This window comes from Amycolatopsis stemonae (genome assembly GCF_054781455.1).
This window is the reverse complement of the sequence record NZ_BAAGUJ010000006.1, coordinates 522,907-538,815: the sequence shown is the minus strand read 5'-3', so window position 1 is coordinate 538,815 and position 15,909 is coordinate 522,907. Positions and strand designations below refer to the sequence as shown.

General features: G+C 74.6%; 9 protein-coding genes. 2 read left to right on the top strand and 7 right to left on the bottom strand.

What is annotated here, in order from left to right; all coding sequences use genetic code 11:
* Positions 1-48: 48 nt before the first annotated feature.
* From ACYVLJ_RS25160 to ACYVLJ_RS25140, 5 genes are all read right to left on the bottom strand, one after another.
* Complete coding sequence (locus ACYVLJ_RS25160; RefSeq protein WP_460440592.1) at positions 49-4,140, bottom strand: non-ribosomal peptide synthetase; 4,092 nt, start codon at positions 4,138-4,140, stop codon at positions 49-51.
* Positions 4,141-4,143: 3 nt separating this feature from the next.
* The gene (locus ACYVLJ_RS25155) at positions 4,144-4,650 is read right to left on the bottom strand and encodes an SET domain-containing protein (protein WP_451983665.1); all 507 of its coding nucleotides are present in this window, start codon (positions 4,648-4,650) and stop codon (positions 4,144-4,146) included.
* Positions 4,651-4,864: 214 nt separating this feature from the next.
* Positions 4,865-7,969, bottom strand: a complete 3,105-nt coding sequence (locus ACYVLJ_RS25150) for an AfsR/SARP family transcriptional regulator (RefSeq protein ID WP_460440591.1) — start codon at positions 7,967-7,969, stop codon at positions 4,865-4,867.
* A gap of 116 nt (positions 7,970-8,085) precedes the next feature.
* On the bottom strand, positions 8,086-9,237 hold the full coding sequence (locus tag ACYVLJ_RS25145; protein WP_460440590.1) for a glycosyltransferase: 1,152 nt from the start codon (positions 9,235-9,237) through the stop codon (positions 8,086-8,088).
* Between the two features lie 71 nt (positions 9,238-9,308).
* Positions 9,309-10,535 carry a cytochrome P450 gene (locus ACYVLJ_RS25140; protein ID WP_460440589.1) on the bottom strand — a complete coding sequence of 409 codons (1,227 nt, stop codon included), beginning with the start codon at positions 10,533-10,535 and terminating at the stop codon, positions 9,309-9,311.
* 168 nt (positions 10,536-10,703) lie between these two features.
* Here ACYVLJ_RS25140 and ACYVLJ_RS25135 point away from each other — a divergent pair, with 168 nt between their 5' ends.
* Positions 10,704-12,635 (top strand): ArnT family glycosyltransferase, encoded by a 1,932-nt coding sequence (locus ACYVLJ_RS25135; RefSeq protein ID WP_460440588.1) that lies wholly within the window; start codon positions 10,704-10,706, stop codon positions 12,633-12,635.
* On the opposite strand, the gene ACYVLJ_RS25130 is transcribed toward ACYVLJ_RS25135, so the two are convergent.
* Positions 12,589-13,194, bottom strand: coding sequence for a hypothetical protein (locus tag ACYVLJ_RS25130; RefSeq protein WP_460440587.1), 606 nt, complete (start codon positions 13,192-13,194; stop codon positions 12,589-12,591). The two genes, ACYVLJ_RS25135 and ACYVLJ_RS25130, sit on opposite strands and share 47 nt — an antisense overlap.
* 35 nt (positions 13,195-13,229) lie before the next feature.
* On the bottom strand, positions 13,230-13,868 hold the full coding sequence (locus tag ACYVLJ_RS25125) for a hypothetical protein (RefSeq protein WP_460440586.1): 639 nt from the start codon (positions 13,866-13,868) through the stop codon (positions 13,230-13,232).
* A 100-nt stretch (positions 13,869-13,968) separates the two neighbouring features.
* Between ACYVLJ_RS25125 and ACYVLJ_RS25120 the strand changes: the two genes are divergently transcribed.
* Positions 13,969-15,900 carry a thiamine pyrophosphate-binding protein gene (locus ACYVLJ_RS25120; RefSeq protein ID WP_460440585.1) on the top strand — a complete coding sequence of 644 codons (1,932 nt, stop codon included), beginning with the start codon at positions 13,969-13,971 and terminating at the stop codon, positions 15,898-15,900.
* Positions 15,901-15,909 lie beyond the last annotated feature (9 nt).

Genomic DNA, 15,909 nt, shown 5'->3' with positions numbered 1-15,909 from the left:
CTGACGGTCCGCCGATCCCGCTCCGGGCGGAGCGGCATCGGCGGCCGGTCATCCCCCGGGCGCCCGGCCCGCCGGCTCGCCCGGCACCGCGAACGCCCGGTCGAACTGCCAGAACGCCTGCGTCGGCGGCGCCGGAACGGGTTTGACCCGGCCCGCCGCGCGAAGCGGGTGCGTGACGGGATCGGGGTTCGTCCGCGGCGAGGGCGCTTTCTGCTCCTTCGTCGGGACGCCCGCGTAGCGCAGCCGGGGCCGCAGGTGCTCCTGCTTCATGATCACGCTGTGCGGTGCGACGTGGGTGTGTTCGCCGATTTCGGCGCCGTACAACGGAACCGTGCCGTGTGCGAGGGTCGAATGCGCGCCGACGTGCACGTGGTCGATCTTGAGCACGCGGTCCTCGAACGTGTGGGCCTGGAACATCGCGCTGACCGTGGCACCGTCGCCGAAGTGCAGCATGTCGGGGTCGACGACCTGCGCGAACCCCTCCCCCAGCACGACGCGCTTGCCGATGTCCATGCCCATCCGGCGCAGGTACAACGGCAGCAGCAACGTTCCTTCGAAGGCCGCCAGCACCCCGGAGGCGATGACTCCCCAAGCGACGTAAAGGAAGTCCCAGCGGCTGCACCAGCAGGACCACAGCGGGTGCACGCCGGGCTTGACCCGGCCCAGCAGGCCCCACTTCAGCGCGAGCACGATCAGGCACGGCAGGAGCGCCGTCGCCGCCGTCACCGCGGCCGCGCCCGGGAAGACGAGCGCGGCGAGCGGCAGAATCCTTGCGGCGTAGGCGATCCCGGTGAACCAGGCCGTCATGACGGCCAGGGGGACGACGGGGAGCGCGAAGCGCAGCCACTCCCAGAACACCCGGGTGACGACCCGCGCGAAGGACGGGTCGTGCGTGAGACTGCGGTCGGTGTCGACGATTTCCCGGCGCGGGAGCAGGATCGGCGGGTGACCGAACCACGAGGTCCCGGCCACCATGATGCGGTCGTCGGCGACCGTGCAGACGCCGATCAGGATGTCCGGGGGCAGCCGTTGCCCGGCCGGGACGACCGCGTGGTTGCCGAGGAACGTGTCGTGCCCGAGGCGGACCGGGGCGAGGGTGACCGTGCCCTGCTGGATGCGCGGGCCGCCGAGGTAGATGCCGTCGGCGAAGAAGGTGTCCGGGCCGATGTCGACCAGCTCCGGCACGACGTCGATGATCGTGCTGATCTCGCAGCCGCGCCCCACCTTCATCCCGGCCCAGCGCAGCCACACCGGCCAGAAGAGCCCGCCGGAGAGCCAGTTGCCCGCCGTGGTGACCAGGCCCGTCTTCAGCCCGACCCGGATGTAGGCGAGGCTCCACCGGCTGATCACGCCGCTGCCGACGCGGCCGAGCAGCCGCGCGCTGAGTGCCTCGAGCCACACCGAGACCAGCAGTGACAGGCAGCTCGCGCCGGCGAGGACGACCAGGAACCGCAGGTGCGCCCACGGCTGTGTGAGCGCACCGAGCACCGCCGGGTAGGTGACGTCGAACGCCAGGACCAGCGCGATCATCACGATCGAGAACGGCAGCGTGAACAGCCACGCGAAGGCCGCCCGGGCCGCGATGGTCGCGAGCCCGTGCGCGAACGGGGAGAGCATGCCCGAGACGACCGGGACCGGGGCGCGCGGTGCGGGTCCCGCGTCGTGCGCGGGGACGCCGTCCCAGCGGCGGCCGTCGGGAACGGCGGTTCCGGACGGCAGCGACGACAACGCGGCCAGCCACGCCCCGCGGCCGAGCCGGGTGTTGGGCGCCATGCCCGCGCGGACGTCCACGGTGGCGCCGCCCGCGACGGTGACCCGGCCGATCGTGAGGTGTCCCTCGCCCAGCTGCACCAGGCCGAGCGAGGCGTCCTGGGCGATGGTGGCGTCGTCGCCGATGTCGAGCAGGTCCCAGCCGCCCTGGGCGACGTCGACGCCCCGGTGGATGTGCACGCGCCGGCCGATCCGGGCCCCGAGCGAGCGCAGGGCCACGCACTGGAACTCGGTGCCGGCGATGGTCCCCCACGGCACGAACCGCAGCAGGTGCCGCACGATCCACAGGCGCAGGTGGAACCCGCTCCAGACGGGCACCCGCACCGGTTTGAACTTGCCGATGAGCACGCGTTTCGCCCGCACGGCCAGGAAAACGGCCACCGGCGTCCAGCCGAACCCGGCCACCAGCACCGCGACCGGGAGCAGGACGATCAGCGGGACGAGCCCGATCCGCTCGGCCAGCCACGGCAGCACGACGAAGACGGCGAAGTAGCCGATCGGCGCGGCGATCGCCAGCTCGGCGAACAGCCACGCCGCCTGCGCCAGGGTGATGGCGACCGCGCGGCGCGCCGGGGCCGCGACCGCGTCCAGCTCGTCGTGGGTCGCGGGGGCGGCCAGCTTCGCCAGCTCCGACACGGTGCGGGCGCGGTAGACGTCCCGGACGGCGATGGCCTCGGTGAGCGGGTTCCCCCGCAGTTTCGAGATCAGCATCGCCGCCTGCAGCGAGCTGCCGCCGAGGTCGTCGAAGAAGTCGTCGTCGGCGCCGATGTCGTCGGTCCCGAACACCGCGCGCAGCGCTTCGGCGATGAACGCCTCGACCCCGGTGCCGGCGGTCCGGGCCGCGTGGCGCCGCCCGCTCGCGAGGACCGGCAGGTCGGCCCGGCGCAGCTTGCCGCCGGCACTGCGCGGCAGCGTGCCGATCTCGCCGAAGACCGCCGGGATCATGTACGCGGGCAGGACTTCGCGCAGCCGGTCCTTCAGGACGGCCGGGTCCGGCATGGCGCCGTCGGGGACCAGGTGCGCGGCGATCACCTGGCCCGCGCCCTCGCCCTGGACCCGGCAGGCCGCTTCGCGCACGCCGGACAACCGGGCGAGGGACGCTTCGATCGCCTCCAGCTCGATCCGGTAGCCGCGCAGCTTGACCTGCGAGTCGATCCGGCCGTGGTAGAAGAGCGTCCCGTCCGGCCCGGCGTGCACGAGGTCGCCGGTGCGGTACAGCCGCCCGAGCCGCGGGTGGTGCGGGAACTTCTCCGCCGTCAGCTCCGGTTTGCCGTGGTAGCCGAGCGCCAGGCCGGCGCCGCTCATGCACAGCTCGCCCTGCTCCCCGGGCTTCACCGGCTCGAGCCGGTCGTCGAGCACCCAGGCCCGCATGCCCGGCACGGGCTTGCCGATGGCCACCGGCTTGCCGGGTTCGACGTCGGCACGCAGGCAGGTCACCGTGCATTCGGTCGGCCCGTAGCCGTTGACCATGCGGCGTCCCGGCGCCCAGCGCTCCGCGACGTCGTCGGGCAGGGCTTCCCCGCCGACGTAGAGCAGGCGCAGGTCGGGCAGCTCCCGCCGCGGGTCCTCGCACGCGGTCGCCCGCAGCAGCGTCGGCGGCGGGCAGAGCACGGTCACCCGCTCACGCCGCAGCCACGGCACGAGGTCCGGGCCGAGCCGGGCGGTGTCGTCGTCCATCACGACGACGGTGGCGCCGCACGCCCACGCCATCCACATTTCCTCGACCGAAGAGTCGTACGCGGGGGACGACCCCTGGGCCACGCGGTCCCCCGGCGCGAGCCCGAACTCCGCGACGTCCGACCGGATCAGGTTGACCACCCCGCGGTGCCCGACGAGCACGCCCTTCGGCTTTCCCGTCGTCCCGGAGGTGTAGATGACGTAAGCCAGTCCCGGCGGCGCCGCGGGGGCGATGACCGGCTGCGCGGCGGGCCCGGCCGGGCCGTCGACGCGCTGCACCGCTCCGGTGTAGCCGGCGCGACGGGCCCGTTCGTGCCCGGCCCGGTCGGTGATCAGCAGCGCCGGCGTGGCGTCCCCGAGGATGTGGCCGAGCTGCTCGTCCGGGAACGACGGGTCGACGCAGACGTAGGCCGACCCGGCGCGGAGCACGCCCAGCTGCGCGAGGTAGAGGTCCTCGCTCGTGCGGGGCACCAGGATCGCGACGATCCCCGGCCGCCGGACCGCCTGCTGCACAGCGCGGGCGACGACGCTGGACCGGCGGAGCAGGTCGCGGTAGGTGACGGTGCGCCGCGCCCGCCCGCCCGAGGGCGGGACGTCCAGCGCGACCGCGTCCGGCCGCCGGCGCGCCGACTGCTCGAAGAAGTGGTGCAGCAGCGCGGGTCCGGCGGTGGAGGGCTGGAGTGCCTCGCTCACCCCTCACACCCCGAGGGGTTCGGCGATCCGGCCGTCGAGCACGGCCAGCAGGTACGGCGAAAGCAGGCTGCGCAACGCTTCGCGCCGGTGCGGCGGCAGGTACCGGAAGCCTTGGACCACGCCGTCGCACCGGTCCGCGCCGCACCGGCACTCGAACGGCTCGGCCATGTCGTACTCGGTGCTGGCGTAGTGGAAGGTGATCTCCGCCCACGCCGGGATCGGGCGCAGGCTGAGCACCTCCCGGTCCCGGATCACCGCGACCGGCTCGCAGGCGTGGTTCATGAACCGCCAGTAGTACCGGTCCAGCACCTCCTCCAGCGGGCACCCGGCGGGCATGTCGACGTGCCGGCTCGCGTCGAGCTGCACCGTGTAGCGCGTCGGCGTCGCCGTGAGTTCACCCTCGAGGGTGAACAACACCGTGCGGGCCGGCACCGCCTGGTTCGTGACCAACCGGTACTCGCCGTCGTTGCGGACCACGGCCGCACGCCGCGCCTCGATGACCTCGGACATCCGTGACCTCCCGGGAGCTGATCGTCTACCGGGAGCACGAGAGCCGGTCCGGGAGAGTTCACCCCGGCGCGGACGTGTTCTCAGGATCCTCTCAACGCCCGGCTGCTAGCGAAGGCCGGCCCCGGAACCCGCGGTCCACCGGGCCGTCCGGCTCCGCACCGGCGGTCGCGTGCCGGAGGACCGGCTGGTCGCGACCGGCGGCTGAGCCAGGTTCCTAGTCGGCCGCCGGGAGTTCGGCGAGCCGTCGGCGTACCCCGGTGGCGTCCGGCATGCACAGGTCCTCGTAGATCCGGAGCGCCGCCACCCACCGGCGGCGGGCCTCGGCCGGTGCCCCCGATTGGGCTTGGGCGGCCGCCATCCCGTCCAGCGAGGCGGCTTCCTGCTCGCGATCCTCGATCGTCCGGGCGTGGTTCAGGGCCTGCTGGTGGTACCCCAGGGCTTCGCCACCCCGGCCGGCCGTGCACGCCACCCGGCCCTGGCCGTTGAGCGCCGTGCATTCGAGGCGCCGGTCGCCGAGTTTCGCGGCCAGCGTCTGGGCCTGCTGGTGCGCGTCGGCCGCGTCCGGGTGGCGGCCCATGCGCTCGTACGCGCTGCCGAGGTTGACCAGCACCTCCGCTTCGCCGACCGGGTCGCCGATCTCCCGGAACACGGCGATCGCGCCGAGGTGGTGCTCGAGGGCTTCGGTGTGCCGGCCCCAGCGTGAGCAGATCCGGCCGAGGTCGGTGTGCGCGATCGATTCGGCCGCGCGGTCGCCGATGTCGTGCAGGATCCGCAGGGCGCGCTGGTGGTGGTCGTAGGCCTCGGTCAGGCGCCCGTAGCTCTGCAGGGCGTTGCCGAGGTCGTTGAGGATCCGGCCCTGGCCGACGCGCTGCCCGGTCTCCTCGTAGATCGCCGCGGCCTGGCGGTAGCACGACACCGCCTCCTCGTGCCGGCCCAGGCTGTGCTGCACCTGGCCGATGCTGGCCAGCGCGACGGCTTCCTGGACGCGGTCGCCGATTTCGCGGCTGACCGCGAGCGCCCGGCCGTAGCCGTCGAGGGCGTCGTGGTAACGGCGGACCCGGCCTTCGTTGTGGCCCAACGCGATCAGCGCCCGTGCCTCACCGGCGCGGTCCCCGAGTTCGCGGAACAGCCCCAGCGCGCGCCGGTAGTGCTCGTCGGCGTCCCCGTAGGCGCCCGACCGGGCGTGCGACCGCCCGAGTTCCAGCAGCCCGCGCGCCTGCCCGGCCCGGTCCCCGAGCCGCTCGGCCGCCCAGAGCGCCCGCCGGTGCACGGAAAACGCGTCCGCGTTGTAGTAGCCGACGCTCAGGTACTGGTCGATCGCCCGCGCCAGCTTGACGGCGTACCCGGCCAGCTCGCCGCTCGCGGTGCGCGTGATCGCGACGAGGGTCAGCCGTTCGGTGTCCAGCCACGCCTTCGCGGCGACCGCCGGCATCGGCGCCGTCCGGCCCGGCTCGGCGTCTTCGCGGCGCCACGCCACGGTTTCCGGGAAGACGGCGTCCATCGCGGCCAGCGCGTGCGTCAGGTAGAACTCGTAGAGGTTCTCCAGCGCGCGGTGCCGGTCGGCCTCGTCGAGCTGCTGCTGCGCGCGCTCCCGGGCGAAGGCCCGCAGCAGGTCGTGCATCCGCCAGCGGTCCGTGCCGGTGGCCTCCACCAGGTGGGCGCCGGCGAGCACGTCGAGCAGCCGCCGCCCGCCGGCCCCGGCGAGGGCGGCGACGGCGTCGCTGCCGGCGTCCTGGCCGGGATGCAGGCCCAGCAACCAGAACAGGCGGTTCGCCTCGGGCGGCAGGTGCCGTTCCGACCACGAAAACACGGCCCGCACGGCGGTCGCGGCGTCGGCCCCGGCCTCCAGCAGGTCCAGCCGCTGCCGCTCGTCGGCGAGGTCCTCCAGCCCGACCCGGCCGCGGCGGACGACGAGCTCGGCCGCGACCCGCAGGGCCAGCGGGAGCCGGGCGCAGTGCGCGGCCAGGTCCTCGAGCTCCGCCGGCCCGGCGATCCGGTCGCCGATGAGCTGCCGCAGCAGCTCGACGGCTTCGTCGCGGGCCAGCACGTCCAGCCCGATCCGGCGGGCACCGTCGCGGGCCACCAGCCCGACCAGGCCGTCGCGGCTGGTGACGACCACCGCGCTGCCCGGTCCGGCCGGCAGCAGCGGGCGCACGTGCGCGGCGTCGCGCGCGTTGTCGAGCACCACCAGCACGCGCTTCCCGGCCGTCAGGCTCCGGTACAGCGCGACCTGCTCCGGCAATGTGCCGGGCTGGCGCTCGGTGACGCCGAACGCGGTCAGGAACCCGCGCAGGGCCTCTTCGACCGGCACCACGCCACCGGGGTCGAACCCCTGCAGGTCGACGTGGAGCTGCCCGTCCGGGAACCGGGCCGCGACGCGGTGCGCCCAGCGCACGGCCAGCGCCGTCTTGCCCACGCCGGCGGTGCCGCAGATCGCGAGGACGGCGACCGCGGCCGGGTCCGCCGCGGCGTCGAGGGCCGCCAGCTCGTCGTGCCGCCCGGTGAACCCCGCCACCGCGGGCGGCAGCTGAGCCGGCACGGGCGCCGGATCCGCGCGGGGCGTGGCCAGCAGCCGGGGATCGTGCGCGAGGATCCGGCGCTGGACGCCGGTCAGCTCGGGAGACGGTTCCACCCCGGTGTACTCGACGAGCTCGTGCCGGGCCCGCCGGAAGGCGGCCAGTGCGTCCGCCTGCCGCCCCGCGCGGTACAGGGCCGTCATCAGCTGGCCCCACAGCCGTTCGTGCCCGGAATGGGCCGCGGTCAGGTCCGTCAGCTCGGCGATGAGTTCCCCGCCGAGCCCGGCGGACAGATCGGCGTCGACGCGGTCCTGCACGGCGTCGAGGCGTTCGCGCGCGAGCCGCGTTCGGTCCATTTCCAGCGCGGCGATCCCGTCGAACTCGGCGTACGGCGTCCCGCGCCACAGCCCCAGCGCCGCGGTCAGCCGTTCGCGGGCGACCTCGGCCGGTGCCGCGTGCCCCTCCCGGGCCAGCCGGCGGAACCGCACGGCGTCCACGGTCTCCGGTTCGAGCAGGACGTACCCCGGTGCCCGGGTCCCGATGAGCCCGGCGACCGGCGGCAGCGCCCGGCGCAGCCGCGAGACGTAGGTGCGGACCGTCCGCCCGGCGTCCGGCGGCGGCTCGGGACCCCAGAGCTGGGACACGAACGCCGACACGCTCACGGGCCGGCCGGCGTGGGCCGCGAGCAGCGCGAGCACGGCCCGCAGCCGGGGCCCGCCGGGATCGAGCAGGGCACCGCCGGCCTCGACCTCGAACGGTCCCAGCACCCGAATATCGACCTCCGGCGCCCGCCGACCCGTCATCCGGCCCTCCGCACAGCCACGTTCCGCCGTGATGAGGAAGCATGGACCCGCCGCGGGGATACGTCACTGGCCCGAACAGAGCAGCGCCCCCCGACGTCCACGGTGGACTTTCGCGGTCACCCGCCCCGAGCGCAGCCGACCAGGCCGGACACCGCCTCGGCCGGGGACGGCATCGCGGCGATCTCCGCCGCCACCGCTCGGGCGGCCTCGCGGGCGGACTCGTCCTTCAGCAGCTCCCCCGCCCGCTGCGTGACCGCCTCCGCCGTCACCTCGGCACCCAGCAGCCGCGCCCCCGCGCCCGACGCCACCACCGCCTCGCTGTTGGCGAACTGGTCCCCGCCCTGTGGGAGGACCAGCTGGGGCACGCCCGCCGCGAACGAACCGAGCATCGTGCCGTTGCCGCCGTGGTGGACCACGAAGTCCACGCGGGGCAGCAGCCGCGACTGCGGGACCCACGCGACGCTCCGGACGTTCTCCGGCAGCTCGCCCAGCGCTTCCGGGGGCACCGTCGGGCCCGAGGCCACCAGCACGTCGACGTCGAGCACGCCCAAGCCGCCGAGCACCGTGCGCAGGACGTCCGCGCTGCCCATCACCGTGCCGAGCGTCAGGTAGACCAGGGGGCGGTCTCGGGCCGGCAGGGCGGGCAGCTCGCCCGCGCCGCTCCACCCCACCGGGCGCACCGGCAGCCGCGGCACCAGGTCGCGGAAACCGCGGTGCTGCACCGAGTCCGGGCAGATGTCGACGAACGGGTGGCCCAGTTCGGCGAGCCCGCGCCAGTCCAGCCCGAACTCGGCGGCGAGCCGCGCGAACGGGGCCACCTTCTCCGCGTCCACTTCCACGCGCATGACGTGCCCGAAGGTGTGCCCGACGGCCGGGATCCCGGCGGCCCGCGCGGCGAACGAACCCCCGATGTTCGAGGCCTCGTAGACGACCAGATCGGGCCGCCGCGTGGCGAACAGCCCGGTGAGCCCGGCGAAGTAGCTGCGCGGCAGCACCTCGCCGAAGACCCGGTCCATGACCTCGGTCATCCGCTCGAGGGGCATCTCCGCACCGGGCGTCTCACCGGCCTCGGCGAAGAGCCGGTCGAAGGCGACCCGTACGTCGACCCCGGCGGCGACGGCCTCGACCCCGGCCGCCCGCAGGTGCGGCAGAAAGCTTTCGGCGGTGGCGAAAAGGACCTCGTGCCCGGCCTCGCGCGCGGCGACGGTGAGCGGCAGCAGCGGGTAGACGTGACCATAGGCGGCCAGTGACGTGAACAGGATGCGCACCTGATCGACCGTAACCATCCCGCGGCGGCTGCCGGTGGCTTTCTCTCCGGCCGTGCGGCGTTTCCGGCGCCTTACCACGCCACCGGCAGCTCGTACGGCCCGAAGACCGCGGAGTCGTGCTTGAACGGCAGGTCCGCGACCGGCACCGCCAGCCGCAGTTCGGGGGCCCGGCGCAGCAGTGTCGTGAAGTAGGTCTCCAGCTCCAGCCGGGCCAGGTTCTGGCCGATGCACTGGTGCGGGCCGAACCCGAACGCGAGGTGGTGGTGGCGGTTGGGCCGGTCGAGGGCGAACTCGTCCGGGCGCTCGAACTGCGCCGGGTCGCGGTTGCCCGCGTGGCACAGGCCGATCACGCCCTCGCCCGCCCGGATCCGGACGCCGGCCAGGTCCGCGTCGGCCGTCGCGATGCGGGCCGTGGCCACCTCCGCCACCGACAGGTGCCGCAGCAGTTCCTCCACCGCCGCCGGCACCAGCGCCGGGTCCGCCGCCAGCTTCGCGCGGACGTCCGGGTTCTCCAGCAGGAACAACGTGCCGAGGGCGATCATGTTGGACGTCGTTTCGTGGCCGGCCACCACGAGCAGCACGGCGAGGCTCGCGAGCTCGGCCGCGTCCAGGTCCCCGGCCGCCCGGCGGCGCCGGACCTGGCGGCTCAGCAGGTCGTCGGCCGGTGCCACCGCCTTCGCCGCCACCAGGTCGCGGAAGTAGGCCTGCAGCTCGTCGACCGCCTGCTTCCGCTGGGCCAGCGGGGTTTGACGCCGCAGCAGGGCGAGGCTGCGCTCCTGGAAGAACCCGTGGTCGGCGTACGGGACACCGAGCTGGCCGCAGATCACCATCGACGGCACCGGCAAGGCCACTGTGGACACCAGGTCGGCCGGAGCCGGCCCGGCCAGCAGCACGTCGAAGCGCTCGTCGACGATCTCGCGGATGCGCGGCCGCAGCCGTTCCAGGCGCCGGATCGTGTACTCGCCGACGACCTCGTGCCGGGCCGCGGTGTGCGGGGGCGGGTCCAGGTTGATGATCGACGGCTTGAACGAGCGCGGCCCGGACAGCGGATTGCGCACCAGGAAAGGAAAACCCTGCCGCAGCCGGTCGGAGCTGAACCGCGGGTCGGTGAGCATCGCGCGGATGTCGTCGGCGGCGGTGAGCACCCAGGCCGGGCCGCCCCAGGGCAGCCGGACGCGGGTGGCCCGCCCCGACTCGCGCATCACGCGGTATTCGGGGGGCGGGTCGAAGGGGGTGACGCGGCGCATCGGGAACGCGGGGAGCTCTCCCGCCGTCGGTACCTCGGCTGGCTCGGACACGGCTCGGACGTCTCCCATCCTCCGGGTGCTTCCCACGGTAGGAGCCGGGTGGCGGCCGGTTCATCTCGTGGTGTGCTGCCTCGGGCCCGAGACCGTGCCCGCGCGGCGAACCCCGTGGTATCCCCGGAAGGTCACCCCCGGGAGAGCCACCAGCATCGAGGAGCACCCGTGTCGACGACCATCACCGAGGCCCCCGTCCCGGCTCCGCCGAAAACGCTTTCCCGCCCCCGGTGGCAGCCGTGGGCCCTGGCGGCGATCTGCGCGGTGGCGGCCGTGCTCTACTTCTGGAACCTCGCCGACGGCCGGATCGGCAACAGCTACTACTCGGCCGCGATCCGCTCGATGTCGCTGAATGTCCGGAACTTCCTGTTCGGGTCCTTCGACGGCCAGGGCGTCGTGACGCTCGACAAGCCGCCGCTCGGCCAGTGGCCGCAGGTCCTTTCGACCGCGTTGTTCGGCTACCACGGCTGGTCGTTGCTGCTCCCCCAGGCGGTCGAGGGCGTCGCCGCCGTGTTCCTGCTCCACCGCGCCGTGCGGCGGTGGGCCGGGGAGCACACCGCGCTGCTCGCCGCGGCGTTGTTCGCGCTCACGCCGGTGGTCGTCGCGGTGGACCGCGACAACAACCCGGACACGCTGCTGGTGCTCCTGCTCGTGGCCGCGGCGTACGCCCTCACGCGCGCCGTGTCCGCCGACCGGCCGCGGGCCGCGACGGCGTGGCTGCTGGCGTCGTCGGCGCTGCTCGGCTGCGGCTTCGTGACGAAGATGCTGCAGGCGTGGGTGGTGGTCCCGGCGTTCGCCGTCGCGTACCTCGCGGGGCCGGGCGCGGGCGTGCGCCGCAAGCTCGCGGACCTGCTCGGCGCGGCGGCCGTGCTGGTCGTGACGTCCGGGTGGTGGATCGCGGTGGTCGACCTGTGGCCGGGGACCAAGCCCTACATCGGCGGCAGCACCGACGGCACGGCGTGGCAGCTCCTGTGGGGCTACAACGGGTTCAGCCGCGTCGTCGGCGGGGACGCGACGCTGCCCGGGGGCGGCCTCCCGTCGGGGATGGTGCTGCCGCCGGGGGTGCACCTGCCGCCGGGTGGCCTGGTGACGATCTTCGGCGGCGAGCCCGGTTTCGGGCGGCTCTTCGGCGACCTGGCGGGCGGCCAGGTCTCGTGGCTGCTGCCGCTGACCCTGGTCGTCCTCGTGGCGGCGGTGCTGTTCCGCGCCCCGCGGGCGGACCGGGCCCGGACGGCGGGGTGGCTGCTGTGGGGCGGCTGGCTCGTGGTGACGGCCCTGCTGTTCAGCTTCGCGCACGGCACCTGGCACCCGTACTACACGGCCGCACTGGCCCCGGCGCTGGCGGCGGTCACGGCCGCCGGGGTGGCCCGGCTCCGGCGCACGACGCGGGCCGGCGTGCCCGCGCGCGTCGTGCTCGCCCTCGGGTTCGTGCTCGCCGGCGCCTGGGCGTACGTCCTCACCACCCGCACCCCGGACTACCACGCGTGGACCGGACCGGTGGCCCTGGCCGCCGCGGTCGTCGCGGCCGCGGCGCTGCTCGTCCCCCGCCTGACCGGGCCGGCGATCGGGCTCGGCCTCGCGGCCGTCGTGCTGACCCCGGCGGTCTGGTCGGCCTCGACCGCGTTCGCGGGCACCGACAACGGCCCGCTCCCGACGGCCGGCCCGGCCCTGGGCGGCGCGTCGGCCCCGGTCGCCCTCTCCCCCGACGAGCAGCGGATCCTGGCCTACGCGCGGCAGCACGCGGGCGGCACCGGGATCACCCTCCTCGTCGACGGCAGCGCCATGTTCACCGCGCCCTACCTCATCACGACGAACGAGCGGGTGGTCGGCGTCGGCGGCTTCCTCGGCACCGACGACGTCCCGGCCCCGGCCACCCTCGAGCGGTGGGCCACCGACGGCACTCTCGAGTACGTCCTGAGCTACACCGCCCCCGGCGATCCCGGCCCGACCGCCGTGCAGCGCGCCCGGTCGGCGTGGTTCGACCGCCACTGCACGACGATCGCCCCGGCCGAGTACGGCGTGACGGCGTCCCCCACGCAGGCGGCGTCGTCGTTCACGGGCCTGATCGGCGGGCAGCGGCTGCGGGAGTGCCACGCGTGACGGCCGGCAGCCCGAGCAAGAACATCCCGGCCGCGACGCCGAGCATCGTGAGCACCCCGCGGGGCCAGAAGATGTGACTGTCGAGAAAGGACACGCTCGCGACCAGCAGCACGACCGCTCCGGGCGCGGCTCGCCACCCCGCGCGCATCGCGGCGGCGACGGCGATCAGCACGGCGGCGGCCAGGAAGCACCCGGCACCGAGGTGGCCGAGCAGGTCCCCGATCCCGAACAGGGCACCGACGACCGGGGTGACGCCGTGCTGGGCCTCCGTGACGGTGCCCGCGGCGATGCCGGCGACCGCGTCGAGACCGCCGTAGAAGGCCGCGTAGCCGAACGCAGCCAGCCGCCCCGGCCAGCGGATCCACGGCGGCGCCGCGGCCAGCAGGAACCACTGCGCCACGGCCGGCAGCGGGAAGACCGGCAGCAGGAGCACGTGCAGCGTCGTCCACCGCGACGCGGTGGCGGCGTCCAGCACCGCGGGGTGCGCGGCCCCGAACCCGGCGAGCAGCAGGCCCGGCAGCGCGACCAGCACGGCTTGCGACCATCGAGAACCGGGCATCGGCCGAGGGTAACGGCGTGGGGCCGGGCCGGAGATCAGGAATCCCTTACGGCGCCGCCCGCGAGGTCGCGGCCGGCGCGGAAGAACCGCACGACCGCGTCCCCGTCGCCGAGGCCGGCCAGCGTGCGCGCGGCGCCGAAGGGCGCGTTCCAGAATTCACCCCGGCGGGGTTCGAACGGCCCGACGTAGGCGTACGGCTCGGCCGAGTACCGGTCCCCCGGCGAGACGCCGTAGTTCACCTCGTCGAGGACGATCGCGACGTCGAAGTGCTCCGGCCACAGGACCGGCGTCAGTCCGGGGGCGAACGCCCGCAGGGCCCGGTCCCCTTCGGCGAACGCCCGCACCAGCGTGGACACGGCGGCCGCGTCCAGCCTGAGCACCTCGTCGACCCCGACGCCCGGGCCGCCGCCGTACACCCCGGCGGGCTCCCCCGCTTCGAGTCCCGCGGCCGCGGCGACCTGCGCGTACGACCGGCCGTCCAGCGGGAACCGGCCGGACGGCGTGACGAGCTCGGCCCCTTCGACGCGCAGGGCGGGCTCGGTCACCGTGGCGAACCCGCCCTCGGTCACGCGCAGCTCGATGCGCCCGGTCGTGCGGTGCTGCGGCCCGGCGAGCAGCAGCTCCGCGGCCCCGTGCAGGAACCGCCGGGTGGTTTCGAGAACCTTCTCGGACATCACCGGACTCCTCGTGTAACGCCTGACCCCGACCGGGGCACTGAGTCTGCCGTCACCACTGTTTCGACGGCACAGTGTGCCCGAGCCTGGGAGGCGTTACATGACGGACAACGGCTGGCACCGGGTCGACCCGGCGGACGTGCCGGCGGACGGCCGGGTCCGCAGCGTCACGGTCGGCGGCCGCAGCGTCGCGCTGTCCCGCTGCGGTGAGCGGCTGGGCGCGCTGGAGAACCGCTGCCCGCACCAGGGCGGCCCGCTCGGCGAGGGGTCGATCGAGAAGGGCCTGCTGCGCTGCCCGTGGCACGGCTACGACTACGACCCGATCTCCGGGCTGCCACCGGAGGGGTTTTCCGACGGCGTCGCGACCTACTCGGTCGAGCAGCGCGAAGACGGCGTGTTCGTCCGGCTGCCGGAACCGGCGAAGGCCGTGCGCACGGTCGCGGACGTGCTGGTCGAGACGCTCGTGGCCTGGGGCGTGACCCACGTGTTCGGCATGGTCGGGCACTCGAACCTCGGGTTCGCCGAAGCGCTTCGCCGCGCCGAGGACCGCGGCGAGCTCGCCTACGTCGGCATCCGGCACGAGGGCGCGGCGGCGTTCGCGGCGAGCGCGTACGGCAAGCTGACCGGCCGGCCGGCGGCGTGCTTCGCGATCGCCGGTCCCGGCTCGACGAACCTGCTCACCGGGCTGTACGACGCGAAGCTGGACGGCGCGCCGGTGCTCGCGATCTCCGGTCAGGTGCCGTCGAAGGTGCTCGGCCGCGGCGCGTTCCAGGACGTCGACCTGTCCGCGGTGTTCCGCGATGTCGCCGTGTCGACCACGACCGTCCACAGTGGCAGCGACCACGCCGAACTCGCCGCGCTGGCGGTCAAGCACGCGGTCGACCGCCGCGGGGTCGCGCACCTCGTGCTGCCCGACGAAGTCCAGGTCCGGCCGAGCGACGCGCCCGCGTCCACTCCGGACGGTCGCACGGCCGGCCGCCGGATCCGGCCGGAGGACTCCGCCGTCGAGGCCGCCGCGGCGCTGGTCCGCGGCGCGCGCCGCCCGGTGGTGATCGCCGGGCACGGCGCGCGGGGCGCCGAAACCGAAGTCCGGTCCTTGGCCGAGGCGCTCACCGCGCCCGTGCTCACGACGTTCAAGGCGAAGGGCCTGGTCCCGGACACCCACCCGCTGGGCGCCGGGGTGCTCGGGCGCAGCGGCACACCGGTGGCGAGCTGGCTGATGAACGAGGCCGACCTGCTGATCGTCGTCGGCGCGTCCTTCTCCGACCACACCGGAATCGCCGCCTACAAGCCGATCCTGCAGATCGACGACGAGCCGGCCGCGATCGGCCGCTTCGACGCGGTCACGACGTCGTTGCTCGGGGACGCCCGGCTCACGCTGTCGGCGCTGAGCGCCGCGCTCGGCGAGACGAAGGCCGAGGACCAGCGCCCCGACGTCGCCGCGCGCTGGGAGATCTGGCGCGCGGAGAAGGCCCGCCGTGCGGCCGACGACCGGGGCCGTGGGGTGGCCGCGGCGGCGGTGTTCGACGCCCTGTCGCGGCACCTGCCCGCCGACGCCGTGGTGACCGTCGACGTCGGCAACCACGCCTACTCCCTCGGCCGCTACCTCGAGTCGCAGGGCCAGCCGGTGCTGATGTCGGGCTACCTCGGCTCGATCGGGTTCGGCTACCCGGCCGCGCTCGGCGCCTGGGCGGGCGCACCGGACCGCCCGATCGTCGCGGTCACCGGCGACGGCGGGTTCGGCCAGTACGCCACCGAGCTCACCACGGCCGTCAAGTACGGCATCCCGGTCAAGCACGTCCTGCTGAACAACAACGCGCTCGGCAAGATCAGCAAGGAACAGCTGGCCGGGGACTACCCGGTCTGGCAGACCTCGCTGCGCAACCCCGACTGGGCCGCCTACGCCGAACTGTGCGGCGCCACGGGCATCCGCGTCACCGCCCGCGACCAGCTCGAGGACGCCATGACCACGCTCTTCGCCACCGCCGGACCCGCCCTGCTCTGCGTCGAACAGGACGCCGAACTCCTCTGACCGGAAGGA

Bases quoted from the DNA above. Each gene is read 5' to 3' on its own strand.
- ACYVLJ_RS25155 (WP_451983665.1), bottom strand. From the start codon at position 4,650: ATGTCCGAGGTCATCGAGGCGCGGCGTGCGGCCGTGGTCCGCAACGAC.
- ACYVLJ_RS25150 (WP_460440591.1), bottom strand. From the start codon at position 7,969: ATGACGGGTCGGCGGGCGCCGGAGGTCGATATTCGGGTGCTGGGACCG.
- ACYVLJ_RS25130 (WP_460440587.1), bottom strand. From the start codon at position 13,194: ATGCCCGGTTCTCGATGGTCGCAAGCCGTGCTGGTCGCGCTGCCGGGC.
- ACYVLJ_RS25125 (WP_460440586.1), bottom strand. From the start codon at position 13,868: ATGTCCGAGAAGGTTCTCGAAACCACCCGGCGGTTCCTGCACGGGGCC.
- ACYVLJ_RS25120 (WP_460440585.1), top strand. From the start codon at position 13,969: ATGACGGACAACGGCTGGCACCGGGTCGACCCGGCGGACGTGCCGGCG.